The organism is Stygiolobus sp. RP850M (assembly GCF_037389295.1).
Lineage (GTDB): Archaea > Thermoproteota > Thermoprotei_A > Sulfolobales > Sulfolobaceae > Stygiolobus.
Map to the genome: position 1 here is coordinate 1 of NZ_JBBHKU010000068.1, position 21,757 is coordinate 21,757.

Sequence of the window (21,757 nt, forward strand, 5' to 3'; positions counted from 1 at the left end):
AGGGCAACGAAGGCAGTAAATAGGAGCATTCGCAGCATGATGTACTCCATAGCCCTAGTCTTGTGGGAGAGAAGGTTAATCCCAGAATTTGTAACTTAATGACGACACTATCTCCACACTCGCTACTAATATAGTAAATAACTTAATAGATAACTTGTCTAGGACTCTTGGAATCTATATGCAAAAGGTTAAAGTCATCAATAAGGAAAGTATAATAGAAAAAGTCGAGAGCATAGATATAAAAGACATAAATACTAAGCTGAACCTTTGTCTCAGTAAAGCTACTGAAATAAGTGGAATTTTACTAACAACACCGGATACGTTTGAGCTAAAGAAAGATATCGCTACTCTGCCTTTGCAACAGTTTACAATAAATGAGCTAGTACAATCGTCGAAAGTTTTAGAAAGATTCACTAAGCGATCTTATCTTAGTTATGAATGTCTTATAGTACTTTTAAGGATATATTCACTAGGTTCTCTACCCCTGAACTGAAGAGTCTTGAAGAAATAATGAATGAATTGGTTATAACTTTCCAGTCAGCATATACACCTTATTGTGAAAAAGTAAATAGGCTTCACGGCTCTTTAATCAACATAGAACGGATAATGGAATACGTGAGAGAAAGAGATGTAATCCTGCAATTAGAAGAAATAATAGATGCAATACTTCCTCAAATTAAGCAGAAAGACGTTGTAGAATTGGAAGAATTAGGAATAAACCAGAAATACGCAGACTTCTTACTGAAAGCTCTAAATAATAGAAGAGTTGATGCTAAACTTGAAGGTAACAAAATTATATTAAGAAACGGAATCCACGGGGAATAATTTTTAAACTCATTACTCTTTTATCTCAATCTCCTTATGCTTATTTCAGCATGATCATCAACTATGTCACCTTTATATAGAAAATTTCTAGCATTTCTTAACAACTGGTGTGTACAAAGTACTCTGTCTTGATCAGCGACTATATTTAATACATCACCTGGTTTCATAGCAACTAAAATTTTAGAGATCTCCAATATAAATTCTTCACAAGATTTTCCTCTTAAATCCAATTTTATTTCTTGTGTCATAAATAACATTAAATAATTATAGTTTAAAAACTTATGAATCTAACTTCTTCTCTGTTAGATTTTGATAAAAGTTCATCCTCGCTCATAACCTTGGACCATAACTTTTCCGCATTCAATAGCATATAAGTATAAGCCTCACTGATCCTCTTCATGGTATCTTCCTCATTCAAGGGATGAATCCTCAGTCCTACTCTTCCTACAGTCCCTCCCCTAACCATTAGCCAGTGGGCGAATACTTCTACTGGATATTTTTTAGTTATCTCTTCAGAAGTCAATTTTCTTCGGTATAAATAGTACAGTTCACGGATGAAATTAGCAGATATAACTCTAAAGAACTGTTCTTTCCATTTATCCATATAATACTCCCCTTCCTTTACCATCACGTTACGTAAGTAATTGTACATTTCAGAAGCAATGTTTTCATCAGTGAGCGAGAGGCCTGTAACAGCGTACACGAAGTCTTTTTGAGCCATAAAAGCGTCGAAATCTCTATTCACAAATAGCCATGCAGTTGCAGCAAAAGAGTTGACTATACCGGTCATCAGTTTGTCCACGAGCTTGTCTTTATCGATTTGTTGAGTAACTACTTTACCTTCTCTTATCATCTTAGCCAGTTCCTCAAAATCCACTACACCTGCATACACTAATTTCCCGTCTATGAAAACCGAAGGAGTAGATATCACTCCCCTTTCCAAAGCTATGAAGGGATAAAGTTGTGTATCAATTACTATTACTTTGCCTAATAGTCCTTCTTTCTCTAGATATTCTAACAGTAAGTTACATTCAGTGCAGGTCTTGTGCGTAAAGATTTCTACTTTCATAATCGAGTCTTTTTTGGATTGAAGCAATTTAGGTTTTTCTTCCACCATAAGCTATCGAACCTTCTGTCTAAGAGCCATACTTTTACATGATCATTAATTCCTCTAATCCCCCTTCCTATGGATTGTCTCACAGTCATTAATGTGGGGATTTTATAGAGGTACTCATCACTTTTTATTCCTAGCCTTTCCGATATTTTTTGAGCAACTAACTTCGTATAATCGTCTGGAGGCGGATATGGAATTCCCACTATCACAACGTCGCTGATCAAACTCCTCCCGTCTTTCACCAGTTCTACCCCTTCCGTCAGTTTCCCCCTACCTACTGCCCCTATTATAACCTTGTTGAATTTTTTTACAAACGAATATAATGTCTCTATTTCGGAGTCCTCATCTTCTAAGTATTTTGGCACTTGTATAAACTCCATTACCCTATTCATTATCTCATATGAGGGAAACACAGATAACACGTGAGCCTTTGCTTGATAATACACTTTTAGCAAGTAATCTCCATATTTTTTCCACATTACGTCTCCTCTACTATCGTATTTAGAAGTTACATCGATTGCTAAAATACATTCATAATCACCAGACACTTTTTCCTTAATTTCCCTCTCGACGTTAATATAAATTAAACTCCTTGTTATATTCCAGATCTTTTTGATGTAATCTTCAGGTGGGAGAGTTCCAGACATTAATAGAAATGTTAGGTCATTATCGTTTAGTATTTGTAAGAAATTTGATATATCAATGCTCTTCAAAACTATTTTATTTTTATGAATAAAAGGTACTAGTCCTTCACCATCTTTGTAGCTTTCGTAGAATTTAATTACAGAACCTAAATATATCCTTTTTATTTTCCTCTCCTTTATCATTTGCTCTCTCAGTTCCTCATACTCCTCTTTGAGAACTTCTATTTCATCCTCTGAGATTTCAGGAATCTCATTCGCTCTAATATAACTCTCTACATTAGAAGCTATTCTAACCAACTCCTCCTTTACTCTCTGCAATATGAACTTTACAAACTCATTTTTGGCTTGTTTTATGGCCATATCGAGTAAATGGCTTGAGAGTGTTCTTTCCTCAAAATCCCCTATTTTTTCGACATTATGAGCTTCATCCACTACTATCAGATAATCCTCAAATTCTATACCTAGGGATTCCCTGAACCTGTCTATGAAAAAGTAAGGATATGTAAGGACTATCACGTCGGCTTTACCTATGTCGTTAAAAAGAGAGAAATAAGGGCAAAATCCTTTTTCAATACCTTGTTTTTTTAACTCCTTAACAAATTCATTGGGATATTTTTCCACTTCTAGATCTATAATAGACGTTTTAAAACTGCATAAGTTACAGTTTATATCATCTGTGCTTGCATCCCCTTCGGAAAATAAACAAGCAGTAGGTTTCCCCATGAGGAATGAGAATTTCAGAGCATTATCAGTGTTAATTTTCAGGAAATCCCTGAAAACAGGGTTATATTCGTTGTGCGTTCTTACTAAGAAAAGAACCTTACCTTTTGTTTCAAGTCCCACTAAAAGAGAAAATAATGTCTTTCCACTACCTGTGGGAGAGTTTAAAAATACCAGCTTATTGGTGTTAATGGCACTCTTAATTTTTTCTTTTAGTTTCTTTTGCCACTCTCTCAGCTCTATGTTAGAAAAACTCCTCAATTTTAGCTAATATCTCCTCTAGCATTATATATTTAACGTAATCCTTCTCAGTAAGTGATAATACGTCTCTTACCTTGCCCTTGACTTTTATGGTAGATAAGAACGGAAACACGGCTATAATGTGAACTACCCTTTTAACGTCCTCAACTACATCAGAGGATGGCGGTCTCGACGTTATTATTATAGCTTGTACTTCAGCTGACGGGGAAATATTATTTATCTCTATTAGCCTATAATCTACTTTGTTAGCAATTCTTTCCTCAATAGTTGTATTCATTTATTCACACCTCTTTACTATTATGTATATAGCATTTTAACATTATAAACTAATCGTATATAGGATATGACAAACTATATAAAAATATCACAAATTGAGCCGTAGACTTAGAGATTGTGTATGATTAGTCTTAAATCTTTTAAAAATTATTGGATTCGATGATTAGGATCCCTAAGTCTGATTTTAGACCGGGAGACAGAAGAAAAATAAAGGTTAACGATAAAGAGCTACTTATCGTATACTTAGGTGCAGATAGATTTTACGCTGTTGACAGTAAGTGTCCTCATCTAGGATGCGACCTAAGTAAGGTCGGTGTAGTGATAAGGGAAGAACTAGTGTGCCAGTGTCACTTTACTCATTTTTCCCTTGTAGACGGAAAGGCAATTAAGGGAGCTACCAAAAAACCTATAAAGACTTATAGGGTGACAGTGGAAAAGGAAGACATCATCGTCGAGGATTAGGGAACAGTTTCTCACATTCAACGTTGAAATAAGAAAGGATGTTTTTAACATCCTTATAATACATTTGGCCTTTAGCTGTTTCCTCACCTGTATGGGCATATATAAGTTTTGAACCCAGGATACTGAAGGCTATCCTCTCTAACGGGTTAACACTCATTGGCATTACAGCTGAATTTGGAAACTCCTCCAAGACCTTGGCTAAGAGTTGCTTATATTTTCCAGTCCCAATTACAGCTAGTTTCACTAGGGCTCTATTTGCATAAGGTGACAAGTTATTTCTCACTTCTTCAAAGGTGGGAAGATAGTCAAAATAGTGGATCGATACTATCACATTCTCGTAAGGTACAATATTTCTTTTTAGGAACCTGACCTCTACGTCGTAAATAATGCCCTCTTTGTAAAGCACTTTTAGGAAATCTGCTTTCGAAGATACGGATATTTTATTGACTCCTCCCTCGTTTACATCTCTTACGGTAACTATAATTTTATCTCTGAAGTCCTCCACTTTTTTAATGAATTCATCAACTGGTGGTAATTCGTGCATATAATCCAACCTTAACTCTATCAGGTCTGTGTCCCTTAACCTCTTCATCCTCTCGTTTAACTCCGCTATACTTCTAACCGGTAAAGACGCTACTACGCATGTCATTCTAGTTTAATATTAGCTCCTAAGTAAATTAAGTCTTTCCAGAAATAGGGGTTACTTTTACTTACACACTCAGCCTTGGAGACCGTTCCTCCTGAAGTTAGTGAAAGAACTCCAGCTAACATCGCAATTCTATGGTCGTTTGGACATTCTATATGACCCTCCTTAACGTCAGAGGGGTAAATCACCATTTTCTGGTCGTCACTTTCAACGTTAACGGAGAAACTTTTCAGAGTTGAAGTGATAGACTGGATCCTGTCACTCTCTTTCGTCTTCAACCTCTTAATTCCCTCTATCACGGTTTCACTCCCAGCGAAGGGAGCTATAGACGCTATTGAGGGTGCTAAGTCTGGGAAATCGTCAACGTTAATTCTTATCCCTCTTAACTTTTCTGCTCCTCTCACACTCCACGAACCATCCTCAACTACAGTCCTCACTCCCATGTCTTTTAGTATCTTTACTATGCTGTGATCACCCTCGTAGTAGGGTATTGGATAAAGGTTGCTTATATCTATCTCTCCCCCGGTAACGACTGAGGCGATGGCGTAAAAAGAGGAAAGGGCGTAATCCCCGGGTATTTCGCCTTCGTATTCCATAAACTCTCCCTCCTCAACTATTATTTTGTTCCCCTTCATCGTAACTCTGCCGCCTAAGGAGTTAATGAGGTCGATTGTCATGTTTATGTAACTCTTAGACGAGACCGGCGGGATAATTTCTATCTCTCCCCCACCCTTCAGAGAAAATGCGTATATGAACCCAGATATATACTGGCTACTTTCACTTCCGCTAATTGTAACGTGATCAGTGTTAAGCTTTCCCTCTATTACCGTAGGTAAGTTAGTGGAGGAGAAAGTGACGTAAGGTTTTAATGCTTCGATAATAGCGTTAAGCGGTCTCCTTCTTAAACTTGTATCACCGTCTAAGAGGGCTTTCCCTCCTAATATTGCTAGTATTGGTATTATCATTCTCAGTGTCGTCGCCGAACCTCCAAAGTATAATGACGATGGCACTTTCAATTCTGATTTGTTTGATGTGAACTGAAACTCTCCTTTCTCACTTATACCTAGCTCTTTAACAACTTCTCTTGCAATTTGAATGTCGTCCGAAGGTTCTGAGACGTTTTTTAACTTGACATTTGCTAATAATGAATAAAGAATTAGTCTAATGCCGAAACTCTTTGACGTAGGGGCTTTTACTTTCCCTCTTATTATCGATTTCTTAATCTCTGCTCGCATAGTCCCACCGGTTGGACTACAATAGGTTTCTCGGCTTGTTTTTCGAACAGGTCTAAAATAACTCCTTCATTACCTATCTTAGTTACAGCAAACATGGAAGGTCCGTTTCCTGAAATTCCGGCTGCCAATGCACCTTTTTTCAGGGCTTCATTCGCTAAAGTAAGGTCGTACCCCATAATTATTCCCACAGCCAGCCCGTTAAGTTTCATAGCCGTAATTACATCATGTCTGGCTAGGGTAAAGATCTCCTTAAAGAGGGGCTCGAATTTTCTAAGCTTAGTCATATCAACTGACACAGATCTCTTTCCTCTGGGTATGACTATGATCGAGATCTCTGAAGGAGGCTCTTTCATGTCGATTATTTTAAATTCCTTATTGTACGTATAAGATACTCCACCAAAGTACGAAGCTGAAGCGTCGTCCAACGCGCCAGTATACGAAACACGGGACTTCAGAGACAGAATTGCGGAGAGAACAGGTACATCCCAAGCTTTTACAGGTAACTGGAATTTTTCTGCGATTTCCCCTATTAACGCAGAGGATACAGCACTACTACTTTTTAGTCCGCTCTTCGGGGGTATCTCGGAATTAATCTCCACTTCAATGCATGGTATATTATAGTTCTCTCTGAAATACAACACAATCTCGTTTACCAGCTGAGAAGGATGTGTAGCACACTCCTTGCTCTCTCTTATTTTAACGTCAACCTTAACGTTTATAGCCATTGATGAGCCGTACCAACTTGGAAGTGCGTTAACTACTGAGACCCCTGCATAGGCTTGCATGACTCAACGTACCTCCTCCACCTTTCCTCTATAACTTTCGCTTGCTCCTCAGTTAGTTTTACTGTAGGTATATATTCAGCTCTCATCGCATGGTCTACTAAGACTAGGGCTACCATCGCCTCAGCTACTGAGACCCCCCTAATTGCTACTGCAGGGTCATGTCTACCTATTACAGATATCGTAGTCTCTTCGTAAGTCCTCAGATCTACCGTTTTCTGGGGTTTTCTTATAGAGCTTGTAGGCTTAAAAGCACAACGTAATATTATGTCTTCTCCGTTAGACAGTCCGCCTAAGATCCCTCCTGAAGTATTGTTTTTCCACCTGAGTCTTCCGTCCTTAACGATAATTTCGTCATTGGCTTCACTACCTCTCATTCTTCCTGCCTTAAAGCCAAGTCCGTATTCAAAACCTGTAACAGCAGGAATTGAGAGTACGGCTTTAGCTAAGTCGGCTTTTAGTTTGTCGAAAACGGGTTCACCTAAGCCCGATGGTGGGTTTTTGACCACAATTTCGGCAATTCCTCCCCAACTATCTCCCTCTACTGTAGCTTGTTTGATGAGTTCTTCGAACTTTTCCTCCAACCACTTTTTACTGGCCCTGACGGGGCTGTACTTTGAGCAAAGGATCTCCTCGAAGGTAACGTCTTCGTTTAACTCTATAGGTCCCAGACCCTTTAAGTGTCCAGCAATTACCGTGTCAGTAAGCATTAACAACTTTTTAGCTATAGCACCGGCGGCTACTCTACTAACGGTCTCTCTCGCACTCGCCCTCCCGCCCCCTCTATAATCCCAGTTTTCATAACCGTATTTCATAATGTAAGGTAAATCCGCGTGTCCCGGTCTCGGTTTATATTTTATTTCCTCGTATAGTGACGAGATAACGTCTGAGTTCTTTACTATTATTGCTATCGGTGCCCCCGTAGTCCTCCCGTTATATATTCCACTTACGATCTCAGGTTCGTCTTTCTCACGTCTACCGGTTACATATTGTCTGCCTGGTCTCCTGAAGAGGAGTTCAAACTGTATGTCATCTTTACTCAAGTATAGCCCTGCAGGGACTCCATCAATAACCACTCCTACTTCAGGACCGTGGCTCTCTCCAAATGTAGTTATTCTGAACATTTCACCGAACGAGCTGCCTGGCATATAAATACCCCATTACTTCATTTCTATCTAACCTTTTGCCGAACCAAATTTTATCGGCCTCTAAAGCTTGCTCTACAAGAATTTCGATCCCGTTTATAGTATTTATACCTCTTTTTTCAGCCCTGATTATCAACGAGGTCTTTACAGGTTTGTATACGAAATCTATCGCTAACTTTCCCTGAACACACTCATCAGATACGAAGTTAGGGTCGGGAGTTGTATTTACAACTACGTCGCTTTTAGGACATTCCCCTGCGATCTTAATACTGAATCCCTTCTGAGATACCTCTTCCCTCAATCTCTCAGCCCTCTCTGTGCTTCTGTTGATCACGAATACCTCACAACCAGCATTAAGTAAGGAGTATATTACTGCCCTAGCCGCTCCACCAGCACCGAATACAGTGCATACTTTAATCTCGTTTACGTCTACTTTCTCTCTTATTAACGTGTTCAAGGCTATATAATCCGTGTTGTACCCTTTTCCCTCAAAAATTGTGTTTACAGCTCCTATCATTTCCGCCTCTTTTTCTGGTCTTACGTATCTTAACGCCTCCTCTTTATAGGGAATTGTTATATTTAACCCATAGCTTATGTTAAGTAAACCGGGGAAAGTAGCGTGAAACTTCTCTTTCTTAATATCAAACACGAGGTAAACAGCATTTATCTCAAGTTTTTGAAACACGTAATTATGTATTGAGGGTGATAAGGTGTAAGGTATATTTTCTCCTACTACACCTAGTAGTTTAGTATAATAATTTATTTCAAGCATTGTTCCGCAAACCCCTTCAGAGTTTCTACCGGTACTTCTATTCTTTTCCAGTCGCCTATTCTAGTCGGAAAAGGCATAAGGACTTTGTCTCCCCTGACTTTTTTGTCTTTGGTCAAAGCTTCCAGTGCTATCCTGAGGTCTATATTTTCCTTCAATGAGTCTACTGTTATAGGTAATTCGTAATGGGATAATATCCATGTAGTGTCTTCTACAACTCCTTCCTCTGCATATCCCATTTCCTCAGCTATCTTCGCCTCACATACCATTCCTACTGATATGGCATAACCGTGAGAAATCCTGAAGTTGGATCCGGCTTCAATAGCGTGACCAATTGTATGACCGAAGTTCAGGACTATCCTAATGCCTTTAGTCTCTCTTTCGTCCTCCTTTACTACTGCTAGTTTATTTAATGCGGATTTATATACCACAGTCTCCAAAGCTTCAGGTTTTTTTCTGTATATTTCATCCTTATGCATAACTAAATAATTGTAAAGCTCCTTGTCTAGCACCAAGCCGTATTTGATTACTTCAGCTATACCCTTCTTTATTTCCTCTAGAGGAAGTGTCTCAAGAAAGTCTATGTCGGAGATTATAAAGGATGGTTGGTAAAACGTTCCCAATACGTTCTTAACGTTCTCAAAATTAACACCGGTTTTACCTCCTATTGCAGCATCTACCATACCCAGCAACGTGGTTGGTATATTAATTAGGTTTAATCCCCTCATGTATATAGATGCTATGAAGCCTACTACGTCTGTTACTGTCCCTCCTCCTACTGCAATTACATAATCTCCTCTGTCGAATCCCTTCTCGAATAGTTCTCTTACTAATTTTAATGAGTATAATATATCTTTAGCTTCCTCACCGTCCTCCATGGGGAATTCGTAATAACTCTTCAAACTTTGTTTGATCTTGTCAACGTTTAGCTTTCTCGAGTAATATAACGCAACTTTCTTGTCTCCTATTATTTCGGAAAGAGATGAAACTGAACCCTTACCGATTATGACATGGGTAGTCGTGTTGCAAAAATCTTCACTTATTTTAATCATGCAGTTCTACCCAGAGCGTTAGTTAACGCCTTAATTCTATTCATTAAGACCTCAAAGGATTCAGGGGTTAACTGTTGCTCTGAGTCACTAAAAGCTTTCTCGGGATGAGGATGGACTTCTATTAATAACATGTCTGCCCCAGCTGCAACTGCCGCTAATGCGAGGGAGTGAACCAGTTCTCTCTTCCCAGCAGGATGGCTGGGGTCAGCACATATAGGTAGATGGGTCTGTAATTTAGCTGCTACCATTCCACCTATGTCCATAGTAAATCTTGTGGCTTTTTCAAAAGTTCTGATCCCCCTCTCACAAAGAACGACGTTCCCATTTCCTTCCGAAAGTATGTATTCTGAAGTCAATATCCACTCTTCGACTGTGTTACCCATCCCTCTCTTAAGAAGAACTGGCAACCCAGATTGTCCAGCTACCTTTAGCAAGTCAAAGTTTTGGGCGTTTCTTGCCCCGATTTGAAGCATGTCGACGTATTTCTTGAACATATCTATTTGTCTGGTGTCCATTATTTCAGATACTATGGGTAAACCTACCTCGTCTCCTACTTTTCTTAATATCTGAAGACCCTTTTCACCGAGACCTTGGAAGGAGTAAGGGCTAGTCCTCGGTTTAAAGGCTCCTCCCCTAAGTATTGAGGCTCCGGCTCTCTTCACAGCTTTGGCTACGGTTAGTACTTGTTCTTCATCTTCTACAGCACAAGGACCTGCAGCTACTACAACCTTATTTCCTCCTATCTTTACTCCATTGATATCAACTTCCGTTGGTTCTTTTTTCCACTCATTACTGGCCAATTGGAAAGGTCTCTTGGGCTTTACGGATACTTCTATAGACGGATCTTTGATATTTTCAACATACGCGTCGGGCCACGCTATTACTATTTTTTTCCCGTATAGATCAAGGAATTTATAAGAAGCTGATGACTCCTTTAACTTCTCGTTTAGTGTAGAATAATCTACTCCTTGTTTTAGGATAAATAACAATCTACTCACCTAGCTCGTCTTTAACTTGTTTTAGCTTCATAATCCCTATTTCTCTAGCCTTATAAGCATAAGGGTTACTCTTTTGTATTTCTATAATCACTGGGTATAACTCGCTCATCCTAGCGAGTATCTTTGATACTTCCCTAAAATTAGTTGTTTGTAATTCTTTCAGAAGGTTATCACTTATCTCAAGCTCCTTTTGAAGGCTCGGAATAGCCTTATTTAAACCCAAAATGAAAAAGTGGGTGAGGACTTGAATTATAGCCATAGCCTTCTCGTGTTCTTCAACTGTAGTGACTACAGGTTGAAGTCCTACGTCCCTCCAGAATTCTACTATTTCAGTTATGTCTCCTGAAGTAGCTGAGGGTATGATTGCAATCCTCTCACCAATAGGGTATAATATGGGTCCGAATAGCGGGTGGGTTGACACGAACTTAAAGCCGTTCTTTACGGACATTTCTTCGAGCTGTTTGAAAGTACTCACTTTAGAGGAAAATATATCCATGACGACCTTTCCTTGAGGTATTTTACTAAGGAGTGATGAAATGTAATCTACTGCGGAAGGAGAGAGGGCTAGAATTATGTATTCCCCCCAATTAAGTGCTTGTTCTGGTTCCATGAATACTGCGTTGAATTGTCTTGACAACGATTCAGCTTTTTTTGAATTCCTTCCCGTTATAACAACATTGTGACCGGCGAGGGTGAGAAGTGAAGTAAGTGAGCGTGACATCCCCCCGTATCCCACTATTACGACTTTCTTCTTTTTCCCGGGGGAAATTTGATAAAGTTTAGAATAAGAGAATAAAATAGGTAAAATAAGATTTACCATTGACTCTGGTATTCCCAAATACCTTGCCTTTTCGAGCCAATAAGTCTTAACATATTCCTCTCTTTTTGAGTCTGTAACTTCTTTCCCTGTCCTCCTCTTAATTTCTCCTATCTTCGCAGAGACCTTAAGCCTTCTGTGTAATAACTCTAGTATCTGATTGTCAATATCTTCTATCTCCTTTCTCAGCTTTTCCAGCTCTGTGCTCATTCATTTCACTAGCTCCAGCACAGCGCTTATGACGGATTTATAATTGATTCCGTAGTAATCTAGGAGATCCCTTTGACTTCTCGCACTCCTGCCGAAAGTGGTGGCTCCTATAAACCTCATCTTAGTCGGATATCTTTTTGCTAACACTTCAGCTATAGCAGAACCTATACCACCATATATGCTATGTTCCTCTATTGTTACCACTCTTCCGGTTTTTCTCGCATAATATTCTATCGTATCTTCGTCTATCGGCTTTATAGAGAATAAGTTGATTACAGCAGCACTTATACCCATCTTTTCTAATTCTTCTGCAGCCTTTAATGCGTCCCATAGTACGACTCCAGCACCCATTATAGCTACATCATCTCCGTCTCTAAGCACGTACGCTTTACCGAGTTTGAAGTCGTAATCCACTCCTGTCGTTATTGATGGCGAGTATTCTCTGCCCACACGGTAGTAAAGAGGTCCCCTCAGTTCCTGAACGACTACGGGCAAACTTCTCTTTATATCCTCCGGATCAGCGGGCACTATCACCTTCATGTTCGGTAGAACCCTCATCAATGCTATGTCCTCTAAACTCTGGTGGCTCGATCCGTCACCGCTGTCACTATAACCTGCGTGAGTTACAAGTATCTTTACGTCTAAGTTCATTCTGGCTACTGAGTTCCTAATTTGCTCCCACGCCCTCATTACGAACATGGAAAAGTTTACTATTAACGGTTTAAATCCTACTGCAGATAGACCCGCAGCAAAGTTAATCATGTCTTGCTCTGAAATACCTACGTTGAAATATCTATCAGGGAATTTCTCCCTGAAGTACATTGCCCTTGTAGAGTCCCCTACGTCAGCAGAAATTACTACAATATCCTTGTTCTTCTCTCCTAGCTCCGCTAATAACTTACCAAAAGTATCACGCATTGAGTAGGAACTTCCTTGCATCATCTGGGCTCGACCTCTGTCTCTTAGAGTTTTCGATGACTGGGAAACCTTTTCCTCTTACTGTCTTTGCAAATATAACTACTGGTGCTTTTATTTTAAGTGCCTCATCTATTGTGTTTATTATACTTACGAAGTCATGTCCGTCACAACTTAATGTCTTCCAACCGACAGCTTTCCAGACATCGGGTAAGAAGTCCTTAGGCTTTACATTACCCGTTGAATCGTCCAGCTGGAACCCGTTCATCTCTATGAAGGCAATTAAGTTGTCTAGCTTTCTCGTAACGGCATGTGTCATGGCTTCCCATATTTCACCTTCGTCTTGCTCACCATCGCCCATTATTACGAAAACTCTCCCAGTACCTCCCTTCATTTTAATTCCTTGGGCAACTCCTATTCCGAAGCTTAAGCCTTGACCTAAGCTACCGGTAGCCATGTCCACACCGGGTATGAAGATTTCTGGGTGTCCTTGAAGTAGTCCTGAGATGTCTTGAATTTTCCATAACTCATCTTCGCTTATGTAGCCCTTTTCAGCTAATACCGCATATAATGCGGGAGCGGCATGTCCTTTACTTAGTATTAACCAGTCTCGGTTAATCGGATCTTTCCCTTCCCTTAGATACCTGAAGAACAAGGTCGTTAATATTTCTATACTACTCAGTGAAGAACCAACATGGATTGTCTGGTCGTAAAACAGCATCCTTATTACATTCCTTCTGGCTCTTTCGGCTATTGACTTTAGCTTATTTAATTCCTCTAATGATATTGGAGTTCCATCACTTCCACCTTTTTCCATTGGTGCAAAACCAAGCCCCCATCACATCTTCCAAACACTTAATTATAAGCTTTGTTATACAAGATTGTGTGGAAAGATACTCAAGGCAGATACTAGTATTAGGCTTTGAAGTGCAGCAGAAGCTAGCTGGATTAAAGGTTACTATTGTTGGTTGTGGAGCATTAGGCACAGCCTTAGCTGAACTCCTAACAAGGCTGGGAGTAGGTTATATTAAAATTATTGATGCAGATATAGTAGAAATTAGTAATCTTCATAGAACCAGGCTTTTCACGGAAGAGGATGTAGGAAAACCTAAGGCTCTTGTATGCAAGGATAGATTAGCTAAAATAAATTCAGGTATAAAGATAGATGCAGCAATTGATGTTGTTGATCAAACCAACGTAGAGGAGTTAATAAAGGGTAGTGACTATGTATTTGATGCTCTGGACAGTTTATTCTACAGACTTGTCTTAAATGACGCATGCGTAAAGCTTGGGATCCCCTTAATTTACGGTGGAGTAATTGGAGAATACTCGTCAGTAAAATTAATAGTTCCCAAAGTCACATCTTGTTTGTCTTGCTTTATGAACTACGCAAATGAGGCGGATACAAACGCTTGTGAGACAATAGGCACTTTAAATACTGTTATCGATGTGACCGCAAGTCTGCAAGTTCAATTAATGCTGAAACATCTAATGGGTGAAATTGACGGAAATTTGTACTATCTGGACATGAAGAGCCTTAGACTAGATAGAATACGTATCGAAAGGAGCAGCCAATGTGAAGCTTGTTCAAAGGGCCAATATGTGTATCTTAACTCAAGGCTTGAAGTGAGCTGTGGTATAAAGAGACTAAGAACTTCCGAAGGATATATGTCTAAAAATCAGGGTGTAAAAACTGAGAAAGTGAAGGACGGATTTATTATTTGTTATCCTGACGGAAAATGTTTTAAAAAAGTTTCTCGCTAATGAAGGCGTGGATAAAAAATTAGTATTAGTCATACTTCTTCCAATCATAATCATAGGAGTATATTCTGAAATATTCAAGATTGATATTCTAAATATATTCTTGAAGTTGGATCCTTATTTCGTGATATTCTTCTTTGTGGCTTATCTCACCCAAATTTTAATAGTCTCTTTAAGGGACTCGAGGATAACAGGAATAGATTTCTATACCGCGTTTAAAGCAAGAATATTTGCAAACAGTGTAAGTCTTATAATTCCAGGAGCAATGGGTCCTGATCTAGCCAGAGCTGTAATTTATATCAGGAAAGGGGTAAGTATCGATATAGCGTTTTCCCTCTCTCTTTTAGAATCATTTTATGACGTGAATGTAATAGCGGTAATGTTCTTAGTATTTATCTGGTTTAAGTTCTCAGCTTTCGAGATAATTTTGGTTCTTACAGCATTGGGAAACGTTTTACTTTGGATCTTTGGGATAGGATATATTTACGGTACATCGAACTATAACTTAAATAGAATAGAACAAAAGATATTTTCTATTAAATATCTTAAGCCCTTACAAGACGCTTACTTGAACGCTAAGGGTGAGATAAAAGAAAGGTTAAGCAACCCTTTCCTAACTATATCGTCGATGTTTCTCACAGTTCTTAGCTATGTAGTACAATCCTTGCCTTTTTATCTGGTTTCAAGGTCATTAATAGAATCACTATTGATTAATACTACTTATCAAGTCGCTTTATTAGTACCGATACCTTCTGCGGCAGGGATATCTGAGCTTGCATTAACCGCAATAGTTCCTCCTCTCTTAGTTCTCCAGATAAGAGTTCTTGAGCTACTATCATATTCTTTAGGCTTTGTTTATGTTAGGGAAATTAGTATTGATGAGATCAGAAAAGAGGTGAAGGAAGTTTGGAAAACTATCTAAAAGAGCCTAGTCCAGACAAACAAATAACGAGCGAAATCATAGCGTCTAAGGTAAGGTGTATTAAAGCTCCTTATAACCCAGACGCCATAATATTCTCGTTTTTAATTAGTAAGTATGCAAATAGCGAAGGTGATGAGTTTGCTCTAAGCATCAGGGGAGAATGCCCTATAAAATTAGAAATTGTCCCTTCTGGTAGAGTTATTACTATTTTCGACAAGCAGTATAACATAGGACAAACTTCATTTTCGTCATTGTTTCCCATATCAGTAGATGACTTAATTCCAATACTTACTGGTATGTTCTCGTCATTAGTCTTAGAAAGAAGACCTTTGACGGAATATGAACGTAACGTATTATCACAAATGGAAAATTTAGGAGTTTCAGTAGAGAAAAATATTAAGATACCTAACTATAAACACTTGCCATTATTTTCATCTTTAACAATGTCCATAGATCCGTATATACCGGATATGACTGGGAATAGAGAAGATACAATAAAGGCGTTAGACGAACTTGGAATCGAAGCTACGGATAAACTGGAGGATCTAGATGAGGCGAAACTGAACACACTTATGATGAGAATAGCTTCGAGTGTTATGAAGGTTAATCCAAAATTCGATAGAACAGACCTGATAACCGATAGAGTTTACTATATGGAGTACGATACTTTAGAATTGGCCTTTACGACCTTGTACTTTTTAGACGTTAGAGGGATTGGAGACCTATTTCAACTCGTTTATACACCGAACTATGCCGAGACTTTAATAACTAAGTTCAGGGACGACATGGCTAAGGGTTTTAAAATAAGCGGATTAACCGAGACCACACAGTATTACGTTGTGAATTCAACACTGAGGTCGCCGATACTACTTCAACTAATATTCATACAACAAGGCCGTGTCAGAAGAGATAAACCAATACTTATAAAGACTCAAGAGGGCTTATTTACAAGCAGATATTTCTACGTTAATTCTGGAAAAGAAGGGTTGATAAGAGTTGAAGATAAGTATAACTCTAAGGATTAGGACTTCGCAGCCTAATAATGTGGCAAAAATAGTTAATGTGGACAACATAAATATTCCCAGAGGGATGGAAATAAAAGTGGAGCCAACTGATGATGACTTAATCGTTATTGTGTCAATGAATATAGAGAAACCTAGAGACATCTTGACGTTAAAGAACACGGCTGACGAAATTATACAGCAGATAAACTTGGTAGAGAAGACCCTAAATAAGGTAAGGTAAACATTCAAGGGAAAGTTTTAAATTAGTAATAGACAGTGTGTAATTATGCCACTAAGACCTGGAAGATGTTACAGGCACTTCTCCGGCCCAGCTTATACGAGAAAGGAGTACATACCTGGAGTACCAATGCCTAAAATAACAAAATTCACTATGGGTAATCCCAATAATGATTACGATTACGAACTAAGACTAGTCAGTAGTGAGATAGGGCAAATAAGGCATAACGCTTTAGAAGCTGCACGTGTATTAGCGTTAAAGTATTTAACGAAGAAATTAGCCTCAGAAACGAACTTCTATTTAGTTGTTACTAAGTATCCCCACCATGTTTTAAGGGAAAACAAAATGATGGCCTTTGCAGGAGCGGACAGATTGCAGGACGGTATGAGGCTTTCATTCGGAAAGCCCATAGGTACAGCAGCTAGAATAGAAAGGTTAGGAGACCTCATAATGTTCGTAAAAGTTAAGAAGGAACACGTAGAGACAGCAAAACAAGCATTAAAGATGGCACAGTCCAAAATATCCATTAGGACTAAGATCGAGATCGTGCCGTTAAAGAAAGAGGCACCAGTACAGTGAATTATAACTTTGAGATAGAGAAAACCGTAAACGAAATAAAGAATAGAGGAGCAAAAAGAGTTCTTCTTCAGTTTCCGGAGGGCTTAAAACCTTTTTCATTACAAGTGGTTGAACAGCTAAAAGAAAAATTACCGAATATAGAATTTCTCATATCTACTGAACCCAGTTGGGGAGCATGTGATATAGCCGAAGACGAGGCTACTACGCTTAAAGTAGATCTAATAATTCACTATGGTCATACACCATATACTTGGTATTACCCTAAGTTCCCTACCGTGTTCATCGAAGTCAGAAGTAATCTTTATATAAGTGACCAACAAATAGCGAACTTAAAGTCCCTTCTTGAAGAAAAATATAAAGCGAGAAGAGTCTCTATAACTTCGACCATACAACATGTACACTTGATCAAGCAACTGGCTACAAAACTTCAGGGATTTAATGTGCTTGTAGGAAAACCCTCTTCTCCTTTTATGTATGACGGGCAAATACTGGGCTGTGATTATAAATCGGCTTTAAATGTAGAGGCTGACGTATATCTCAACATCTCAGGAGGACTATTTCACGCTTTAGGCGTAGGTCTTGCTACTGGAAAGCCTGTAATTAAGGTTGATCCTTATACCGGAAGAAATGAGGACTTAACTAGTGAAGTTTATAAAATCCTTAAGGTCAGATACGGAAAGATAATGAAAGCATTAGATGCAAAGACGTGGGTTATAATTCAGGGAGTGAAAACCGGTCAGAACAGACCTCTGATGGTTAAGTACCTTGAAAAGAAACTAAAAGAAAGAGGATATAAGGTATTCGTAATCACAAATAGGTCTTTGAGTAAGGACACCCTGAGAAACATAGACAATAATGAGGTCGATACGTTTGTCGTAACTTCTTGTCCTAGACTTCCTATCGACGATTTGTACGATTACGAGAAACCGGTTTTAACTCCGGGGGAAGCGAAAATGATTATATCTGGTAATTTAGATAAATATATATTCCCTTGGTGATGTGAGTGTTGAGAAAGCAAGGAGAATTATTGTTACCGGGAGACGAGTTAAATGTATTGGAAGAATTCGTCCCAGGCGAGGGGACTTACGACAAGGACGGAAAGGTCTACTCCAGTGTTGTTGGGAAAGCGTTTTACGATATGATAAATAGAAAGGTAAATTCGATTACCTTTAAGAGACCTGGAATTGTAATGATAAAAAAGGCTAAGTATGTGCTAGGAATTGTAGTTGGGCTTAAGGAAGACTCAGCCCTAGTAAACATTTACAGTATTGAGGACAAACAGACAGAGTCTATTACAGGTTACCTACATATTTCTCAGATAACTAACAAGTACTTAAACTCGATATCCGAAGCTGTTAAGGTCGGAGATATAATAAGGGCTAAGCCTTTGAACTCCACGATCCCTATAGCGTTAACTCTAAAACAGAGGGAACTGGGTGTTGTTTACGCTAAATGCTCGATATGCGGTACTAAAATGACTAAACATGACGAAGAACATTTAAGGTGCCCCAACTGTGGTAATATTGAGTCTAGGAAAATAGCTCTACTTCAGGTGAAGAAAGGTGGAAGTTAAGATCCTTAAGGAAACGGATGAGTATTTAGAAGTACAAATAGACGGTGAGGATCACACTTTGGGCAACCTACTAAAGGGTATGCTCTTAATGGTACCGGGAGTAAAGTTCGCCTCTTATACACAACCTCACCCTCTGATAGACAGTATAATAATAAAGACAATGACAGACGGAACTATAAAGCCAAGGGAGGCTTTGAAGAAGGCTATTGAACTCGCCGAGAGTTATGCTGACAAGTTCATTGAAGAGGTTAAGAGTATTGAAAAAGGAAACTAGAAAAGCGGTTGTCTCGTCTTATCAGGACAAGTTGTATATTGTATGTGTATTTAGAGGTTTTTTCTAGAAAAAATATTTTTCGGAGAAAGTAAAGAAGAGGTTATTAACTCCTTTAATTCATCAAGTGTTAAGGAGGAAGTTAAAACCTTTGTTGACAGCGGAGAAGAAGTCGAAATTTGTAACTCTTTGGCTGAGCAAATTGGAAGAAAATTAAATAAACTATGGTGTAAGTAGGTATTTCTATTGGTGAATTATGAAGTTCTGTCCCAAATGTGGCTCCATTATGGTTCCTAAGAAAGATGGAGGAAAGACTCTTTACAGATGTCCTAAGTGTGGTCATGAGGAAGTGGCGGGGCAACAATCAGTTAAGATAACCACGACGGTTAAGCACTCTATCAAGGAGAAAACGTTGGTCTTGGAGAGCGACGTTCCTCCTACTGGTGCACAAATAACTAAGGGTATTTCTTGCCCTGCTTGTGGTAATGACGAGGCTTATTTCTGGATTTTACAGACGAGAAGGGCTGACGAGCCTCCTACGAGATTTTACAAGTGTACCAAGTGTGGAAAAGTATGGCGTGAATACGAGTGAATTAACTACTGTGAATTGACACTCTAAGTTGATGACTTCTAGGGAATTCCTCATCGAAAATTCTCTTCAACAAGTTTTTCAGGTCTTCCTTCGATACATTCTCGTAAGTCGTCTTCTTAAATCCGCTTTCTACTATATTGAACGAGTCTTCTCTGATCTTTGTGATTTCTACCCAATGGTCTCCCTTAAAGCTTTCGATTCTCATTACTTTCCCTATTTCTAGTTTAATGACTTGACCGAAAACCAATTTATCTGCTGATTTTGCTGAAATCCATGGCATGTGATAAATATTCGATAAAAAGAATAATAAATGAACGGTAAGAATATTACTGATACTAATTATCACTAAAGGCTTAAATCGGGAGAGTTCAACTTGTTTTCGTTAACTAGTGATGGACGTTTTTGATTTGTACCATATAATATACCGAAAAACCTTTAAGTTATGTGAGACTCATGAATTATGAACTTGGACCCGTAGCTCAGCCAGGATAGAGCGCCGGCCTTCTATGGGGCCGGTAAGAGAGCCGGTGGTCCCGGGTTCAAATCCCGGCGGGTCCGCTATATCTCTCTATTTTAAACCGCATAATATGAACGTTTTTACCGACTAAGTATTGCGTAAATGTAAACGTTTAATAGAGTTAAATTAATTTTAGGAATATAAATACATACCCATTATTTTCTATTTAAGAATAGACATATAGTTTGCAAAATTCTTAAAAGAATTATTTTCACTATAATCAATTAATAATATGGTCAAAAGAATTGAATTTTGGTAAAAACTTAAAAGGAAACTCTATCAGAATACTTACGTAATGTTTCACATTTGGATAGTTAACATTGGTATTGTAATTATATCGCTGATTTTAGCATTACTGGTATCGTATGAGTTAGTATCTACTAGAAGTGCTGTAAGGAGCAGACTTACAGCAGTTCTTTTAGGATTAGGCATTATTCTGGTTATTCAGCAAATCTTACTTTTAGGCTCGTTCATGATGTGGTCTTCGGATTCAAATCCTATTTACGTTTACCCTTCACTTGGGATAGCAATTCTGAGCTTAATAGGTCTAATTATGATATATATCATAGTAAAAATATGATTTTTTCTTTAAACTCTTTTTCTCCTAAATCGGCAAACCTATTATTAAACTAATTACATACCCGGCTAATATGAAAGGAATAACTGGGACTCCCCAAATTACCCAAATTTCGTCATCTTCTTTAATTATTCCCTTATTCACATATTCCTGAAATTTCTTCCTCCACTCTGCATCGTCTTCATCTACAGAAAAAGTTGTCCTCAATGAGACATTACCTTTTTCATCGATCTGTGTTAGGGGGAAAAGAAACTTAGAATTGAGAAAATCCCTAACTTTAATCCTCTTTCCAGATATCATCAAGCTAAGTTTGGTGGTAAATGGTAGGTCTCCATTTATATGACCGAGATTTCTGATCACATTACCTAAGGCTGTTATTCCTATCAAGAGTGAGGCGTAGAGAAGGATTACTAAAGGTTCTATTCCCTCTTCTGAGAGTTTCGGAAAGAAAAAGGGATAGACTACGGCGTTACTTAAGGAAAGTATAACTGATAAGAAAAGATCAGCTCCTCCCATTAATGCCAGTCTGTAAAACACGTAAATCATAACGTTAGTGGTTATGACAGAGTATAAGTAGAGAAAGGGTATAACTAACTTATAATCGAAATATAAGAATAGTATTAACGGCGAGTAAATTAGCCAAACCTTGAGGTCTACCTCCCTGGTCTTGATGTCTAGAATCGATGTATGAATTAGCATTACCAGCGTTGACACTACCTGTATTAAGTATATTATATTCACGGCAGGAAGCCCTCCTCACACAGCCCTCTGCGAGGCAGTCAGAGGGCTAGATACCCCATCTGATTACATATAATAATCCCCTCTATTTAACTCTAATCCGAATGCACAGAC

At 38.6% G+C, this 21,757-nt stretch carries 29 protein-coding genes and 1 tRNA gene; 14 read left to right on the top strand and 16 right to left on the bottom strand.

The window, feature by feature from the left end:
* The first annotated feature begins 178 nt into the window (after positions 1-178).
* Together WIW52_RS08665 and WIW52_RS08670 are read left to right on the top strand one after the other, a co-directional pair.
* Positions 179-493: a hypothetical protein gene (locus WIW52_RS08665; RefSeq protein ID WP_337709930.1), complete on the top strand. Its 315-nt coding sequence runs from the start codon at positions 179-181 to the stop codon at positions 491-493.
* Between the two features lie 17 nt (positions 494-510).
* The gene (locus WIW52_RS08670) at positions 511-825 is read left to right on the top strand and encodes a hypothetical protein (RefSeq protein WP_337709931.1); all 315 of its coding nucleotides are present in this window, start codon (positions 511-513) and stop codon (positions 823-825) included.
* A 20-nt stretch (positions 826-845) separates the two neighbouring features.
* On the opposite strand, the gene WIW52_RS08675 is transcribed toward WIW52_RS08670, so the two are convergent.
* Genes WIW52_RS08675 through WIW52_RS08690 form a run of 4 tightly spaced genes read right to left on the bottom strand, consistent with a single transcriptional unit; the run spans position 846 to position 3,841 of the window.
* Positions 846-1,073, bottom strand: coding sequence for a sulfurtransferase TusA family protein (locus WIW52_RS08675; RefSeq protein WP_337709932.1), 228 nt, complete (start codon positions 1,071-1,073; stop codon positions 846-848).
* A 23-nt stretch (positions 1,074-1,096) separates the two neighbouring features.
* A complete protein-coding gene (locus WIW52_RS08680; RefSeq protein ID WP_337709933.1) occupies positions 1,097-1,894 on the bottom strand; it encodes a thioredoxin family protein in 798 nt (265 codons plus the stop codon).
* Complete coding sequence (locus tag WIW52_RS08685; protein ID WP_337709934.1) at positions 1,891-3,564, bottom strand: ATP-dependent DNA helicase; 1,674 nt, start codon at positions 3,562-3,564, stop codon at positions 1,891-1,893. The genes WIW52_RS08680 and WIW52_RS08685 overlap by 4 nt, the downstream gene beginning before the upstream one ends.
* A complete protein-coding gene (locus WIW52_RS08690; protein ID WP_337709935.1) occupies positions 3,548-3,841 on the bottom strand; it encodes a hypothetical protein in 294 nt (97 codons plus the stop codon). The genes WIW52_RS08685 and WIW52_RS08690 overlap by 17 nt, the downstream gene beginning before the upstream one ends.
* Before the next feature lie 158 nt (positions 3,842-3,999).
* Between WIW52_RS08690 and WIW52_RS08695 the strand changes: the two genes are divergently transcribed.
* Positions 4,000-4,302 carry a Rieske (2Fe-2S) protein gene (locus WIW52_RS08695; RefSeq protein ID WP_337709936.1) on the top strand — a complete coding sequence of 101 codons (303 nt, stop codon included), beginning with the start codon at positions 4,000-4,002 and terminating at the stop codon, positions 4,300-4,302.
* Here the strand turns inward: WIW52_RS08695 and WIW52_RS08700 are convergent.
* Genes WIW52_RS08700 through WIW52_RS08745 form a run of 10 tightly spaced genes read right to left on the bottom strand, consistent with a single transcriptional unit; the run spans position 4,286 to position 13,688 of the window.
* Positions 4,286-4,951 carry a type I 3-dehydroquinate dehydratase gene (locus WIW52_RS08700; protein WP_337709937.1) on the bottom strand — a complete coding sequence of 222 codons (666 nt, stop codon included), beginning with the start codon at positions 4,949-4,951 and terminating at the stop codon, positions 4,286-4,288. The genes WIW52_RS08695 and WIW52_RS08700 overlap by 17 nt on opposite strands.
* Entirely contained in the window at positions 4,948-6,183 is a 1,236-nt protein-coding gene (gene aroA / locus WIW52_RS08705; protein WP_337709938.1) for a 3-phosphoshikimate 1-carboxyvinyltransferase, read from the bottom strand. Before aroA ends, WIW52_RS08700 begins: the two co-directional genes overlap by 4 nt.
* Positions 6,156-6,968 (bottom strand): shikimate kinase, encoded by an 813-nt coding sequence (locus tag WIW52_RS08710; protein WP_337709939.1) that lies wholly within the window; start codon positions 6,966-6,968, stop codon positions 6,156-6,158. The genes aroA and WIW52_RS08710 overlap by 28 nt, the downstream gene beginning before the upstream one ends.
* A complete protein-coding gene (gene aroC, locus WIW52_RS08715; RefSeq protein ID WP_337709940.1) occupies positions 6,941-8,113 on the bottom strand; it encodes a chorismate synthase in 1,173 nt (390 codons plus the stop codon). Before aroC ends, WIW52_RS08710 begins: the two co-directional genes overlap by 28 nt.
* Positions 8,091-8,882, bottom strand: a complete 792-nt coding sequence (locus WIW52_RS08720; RefSeq protein ID WP_337709941.1) for a shikimate dehydrogenase family protein — start codon at positions 8,880-8,882, stop codon at positions 8,091-8,093. Before WIW52_RS08720 ends, aroC begins: the two co-directional genes overlap by 23 nt.
* Entirely contained in the window at positions 8,870-9,931 is a 1,062-nt protein-coding gene (gene aroB / locus WIW52_RS08725) for a 3-dehydroquinate synthase (protein ID WP_337709942.1), read from the bottom strand. Before aroB ends, WIW52_RS08720 begins: the two co-directional genes overlap by 13 nt.
* Complete coding sequence (gene aroF / locus WIW52_RS08730) at positions 9,928-10,920, bottom strand: 3-deoxy-7-phosphoheptulonate synthase (RefSeq protein ID WP_337709943.1); 993 nt, start codon at positions 10,918-10,920, stop codon at positions 9,928-9,930. Before aroF ends, aroB begins: the two co-directional genes overlap by 4 nt.
* Position 10,921: 1 nt before the next feature.
* Entirely contained in the window at positions 10,922-11,956 is a 1,035-nt protein-coding gene (locus tag WIW52_RS08735; protein WP_337709945.1) for a chorismate mutase, read from the bottom strand.
* Positions 11,957-12,898, bottom strand: coding sequence for a transketolase family protein (locus tag WIW52_RS08740; protein WP_337709947.1), 942 nt, complete (start codon positions 12,896-12,898; stop codon positions 11,957-11,959).
* Positions 12,867-13,688, bottom strand: a complete 822-nt coding sequence (locus WIW52_RS08745; RefSeq protein WP_337709949.1) for a transketolase — start codon at positions 13,686-13,688, stop codon at positions 12,867-12,869. Before WIW52_RS08745 ends, WIW52_RS08740 begins: the two co-directional genes overlap by 32 nt.
* A gap of 68 nt (positions 13,689-13,756) precedes the next feature.
* Between WIW52_RS08745 and WIW52_RS08750 the strand changes: the two genes are divergently transcribed.
* The 9 genes from WIW52_RS08750 (at position 13,757) to WIW52_RS08790 (ending at position 19,811) form a co-directional block, all read left to right on the top strand.
* Positions 13,757-14,635: a HesA/MoeB/ThiF family protein gene (locus WIW52_RS08750; protein WP_337709951.1), complete on the top strand. Its 879-nt coding sequence runs from the start codon at positions 13,757-13,759 to the stop codon at positions 14,633-14,635.
* Positions 14,636-14,642: 7 nt separating this feature from the next.
* The gene (locus WIW52_RS08755; RefSeq protein ID WP_337709952.1) at positions 14,643-15,554 is read left to right on the top strand and encodes a lysylphosphatidylglycerol synthase domain-containing protein; all 912 of its coding nucleotides are present in this window, start codon (positions 14,643-14,645) and stop codon (positions 15,552-15,554) included.
* Positions 15,539-16,579, top strand: coding sequence for a single-stranded DNA exonuclease (locus tag WIW52_RS08760; RefSeq protein WP_337709953.1), 1,041 nt, complete (start codon positions 15,539-15,541; stop codon positions 16,577-16,579). Before WIW52_RS08755 ends, WIW52_RS08760 begins: the two co-directional genes overlap by 16 nt.
* Complete coding sequence (locus tag WIW52_RS08765; RefSeq protein ID WP_337709954.1) at positions 16,551-16,799, top strand: KEOPS complex subunit Pcc1; 249 nt, start codon at positions 16,551-16,553, stop codon at positions 16,797-16,799. Before WIW52_RS08760 ends, WIW52_RS08765 begins: the two co-directional genes overlap by 29 nt.
* 45 nt (positions 16,800-16,844) lie before the next feature.
* Complete coding sequence (locus tag WIW52_RS08770) at positions 16,845-17,375, top strand: 50S ribosomal protein L16 (protein ID WP_337709955.1); 531 nt, start codon at positions 16,845-16,847, stop codon at positions 17,373-17,375.
* Positions 17,372-18,373 (top strand): diphthamide biosynthesis enzyme Dph2, encoded by a 1,002-nt coding sequence (gene dph2 / locus WIW52_RS08775; RefSeq protein WP_337709957.1) that lies wholly within the window; start codon positions 17,372-17,374, stop codon positions 18,371-18,373. Before WIW52_RS08770 ends, dph2 begins: the two co-directional genes overlap by 4 nt.
* Before the next feature lie 8 nt (positions 18,374-18,381).
* Positions 18,382-18,948 (top strand): exosome complex RNA-binding protein Csl4, encoded by a 567-nt coding sequence (locus WIW52_RS08780; protein WP_337700531.1) that lies wholly within the window; start codon positions 18,382-18,384, stop codon positions 18,946-18,948.
* Positions 18,938-19,222, top strand: a complete 285-nt coding sequence (locus WIW52_RS08785; RefSeq protein WP_337700305.1) for a DNA-directed RNA polymerase subunit L — start codon at positions 18,938-18,940, stop codon at positions 19,220-19,222. Before WIW52_RS08780 ends, WIW52_RS08785 begins: the two co-directional genes overlap by 11 nt.
* 253 nt (positions 19,223-19,475) lie before the next feature.
* Positions 19,476-19,811 carry a transcription factor S gene (locus tag WIW52_RS08790; RefSeq protein WP_337709959.1) on the top strand — a complete coding sequence of 112 codons (336 nt, stop codon included), beginning with the start codon at positions 19,476-19,478 and terminating at the stop codon, positions 19,809-19,811.
* Position 19,812: 1 nt separating this feature from the next.
* Here the strand turns inward: WIW52_RS08790 and WIW52_RS08795 are convergent, their stop codons facing one another.
* The gene (locus WIW52_RS08795) at positions 19,813-20,091 is read right to left on the bottom strand and encodes a hypothetical protein (RefSeq protein WP_337709961.1); all 279 of its coding nucleotides are present in this window, start codon (positions 20,089-20,091) and stop codon (positions 19,813-19,815) included.
* Between the two features lie 188 nt (positions 20,092-20,279).
* Here WIW52_RS08795 and WIW52_RS08800 point away from each other — a divergent pair.
* Positions 20,280-20,369: transfer RNA gene (locus tag WIW52_RS08800), tRNA-Arg, on the top strand.
* Positions 20,370-20,623: 254 nt separating this feature from the next.
* Positions 20,624-20,908, top strand: a complete 285-nt coding sequence (locus WIW52_RS08805; protein WP_337700311.1) for a hypothetical protein — start codon at positions 20,624-20,626, stop codon at positions 20,906-20,908.
* A 24-nt stretch (positions 20,909-20,932) separates the two neighbouring features.
* Here WIW52_RS08805 and WIW52_RS08810 read toward each other — a convergent pair whose 3' ends face one another.
* The gene (locus WIW52_RS08810; RefSeq protein WP_337700533.1) at positions 20,933-21,604 is read right to left on the bottom strand and encodes an A24 family peptidase C-terminal domain-containing protein; all 672 of its coding nucleotides are present in this window, start codon (positions 21,602-21,604) and stop codon (positions 20,933-20,935) included.
* Between the last annotated feature and the right edge of the window lie 153 nt (positions 21,605-21,757).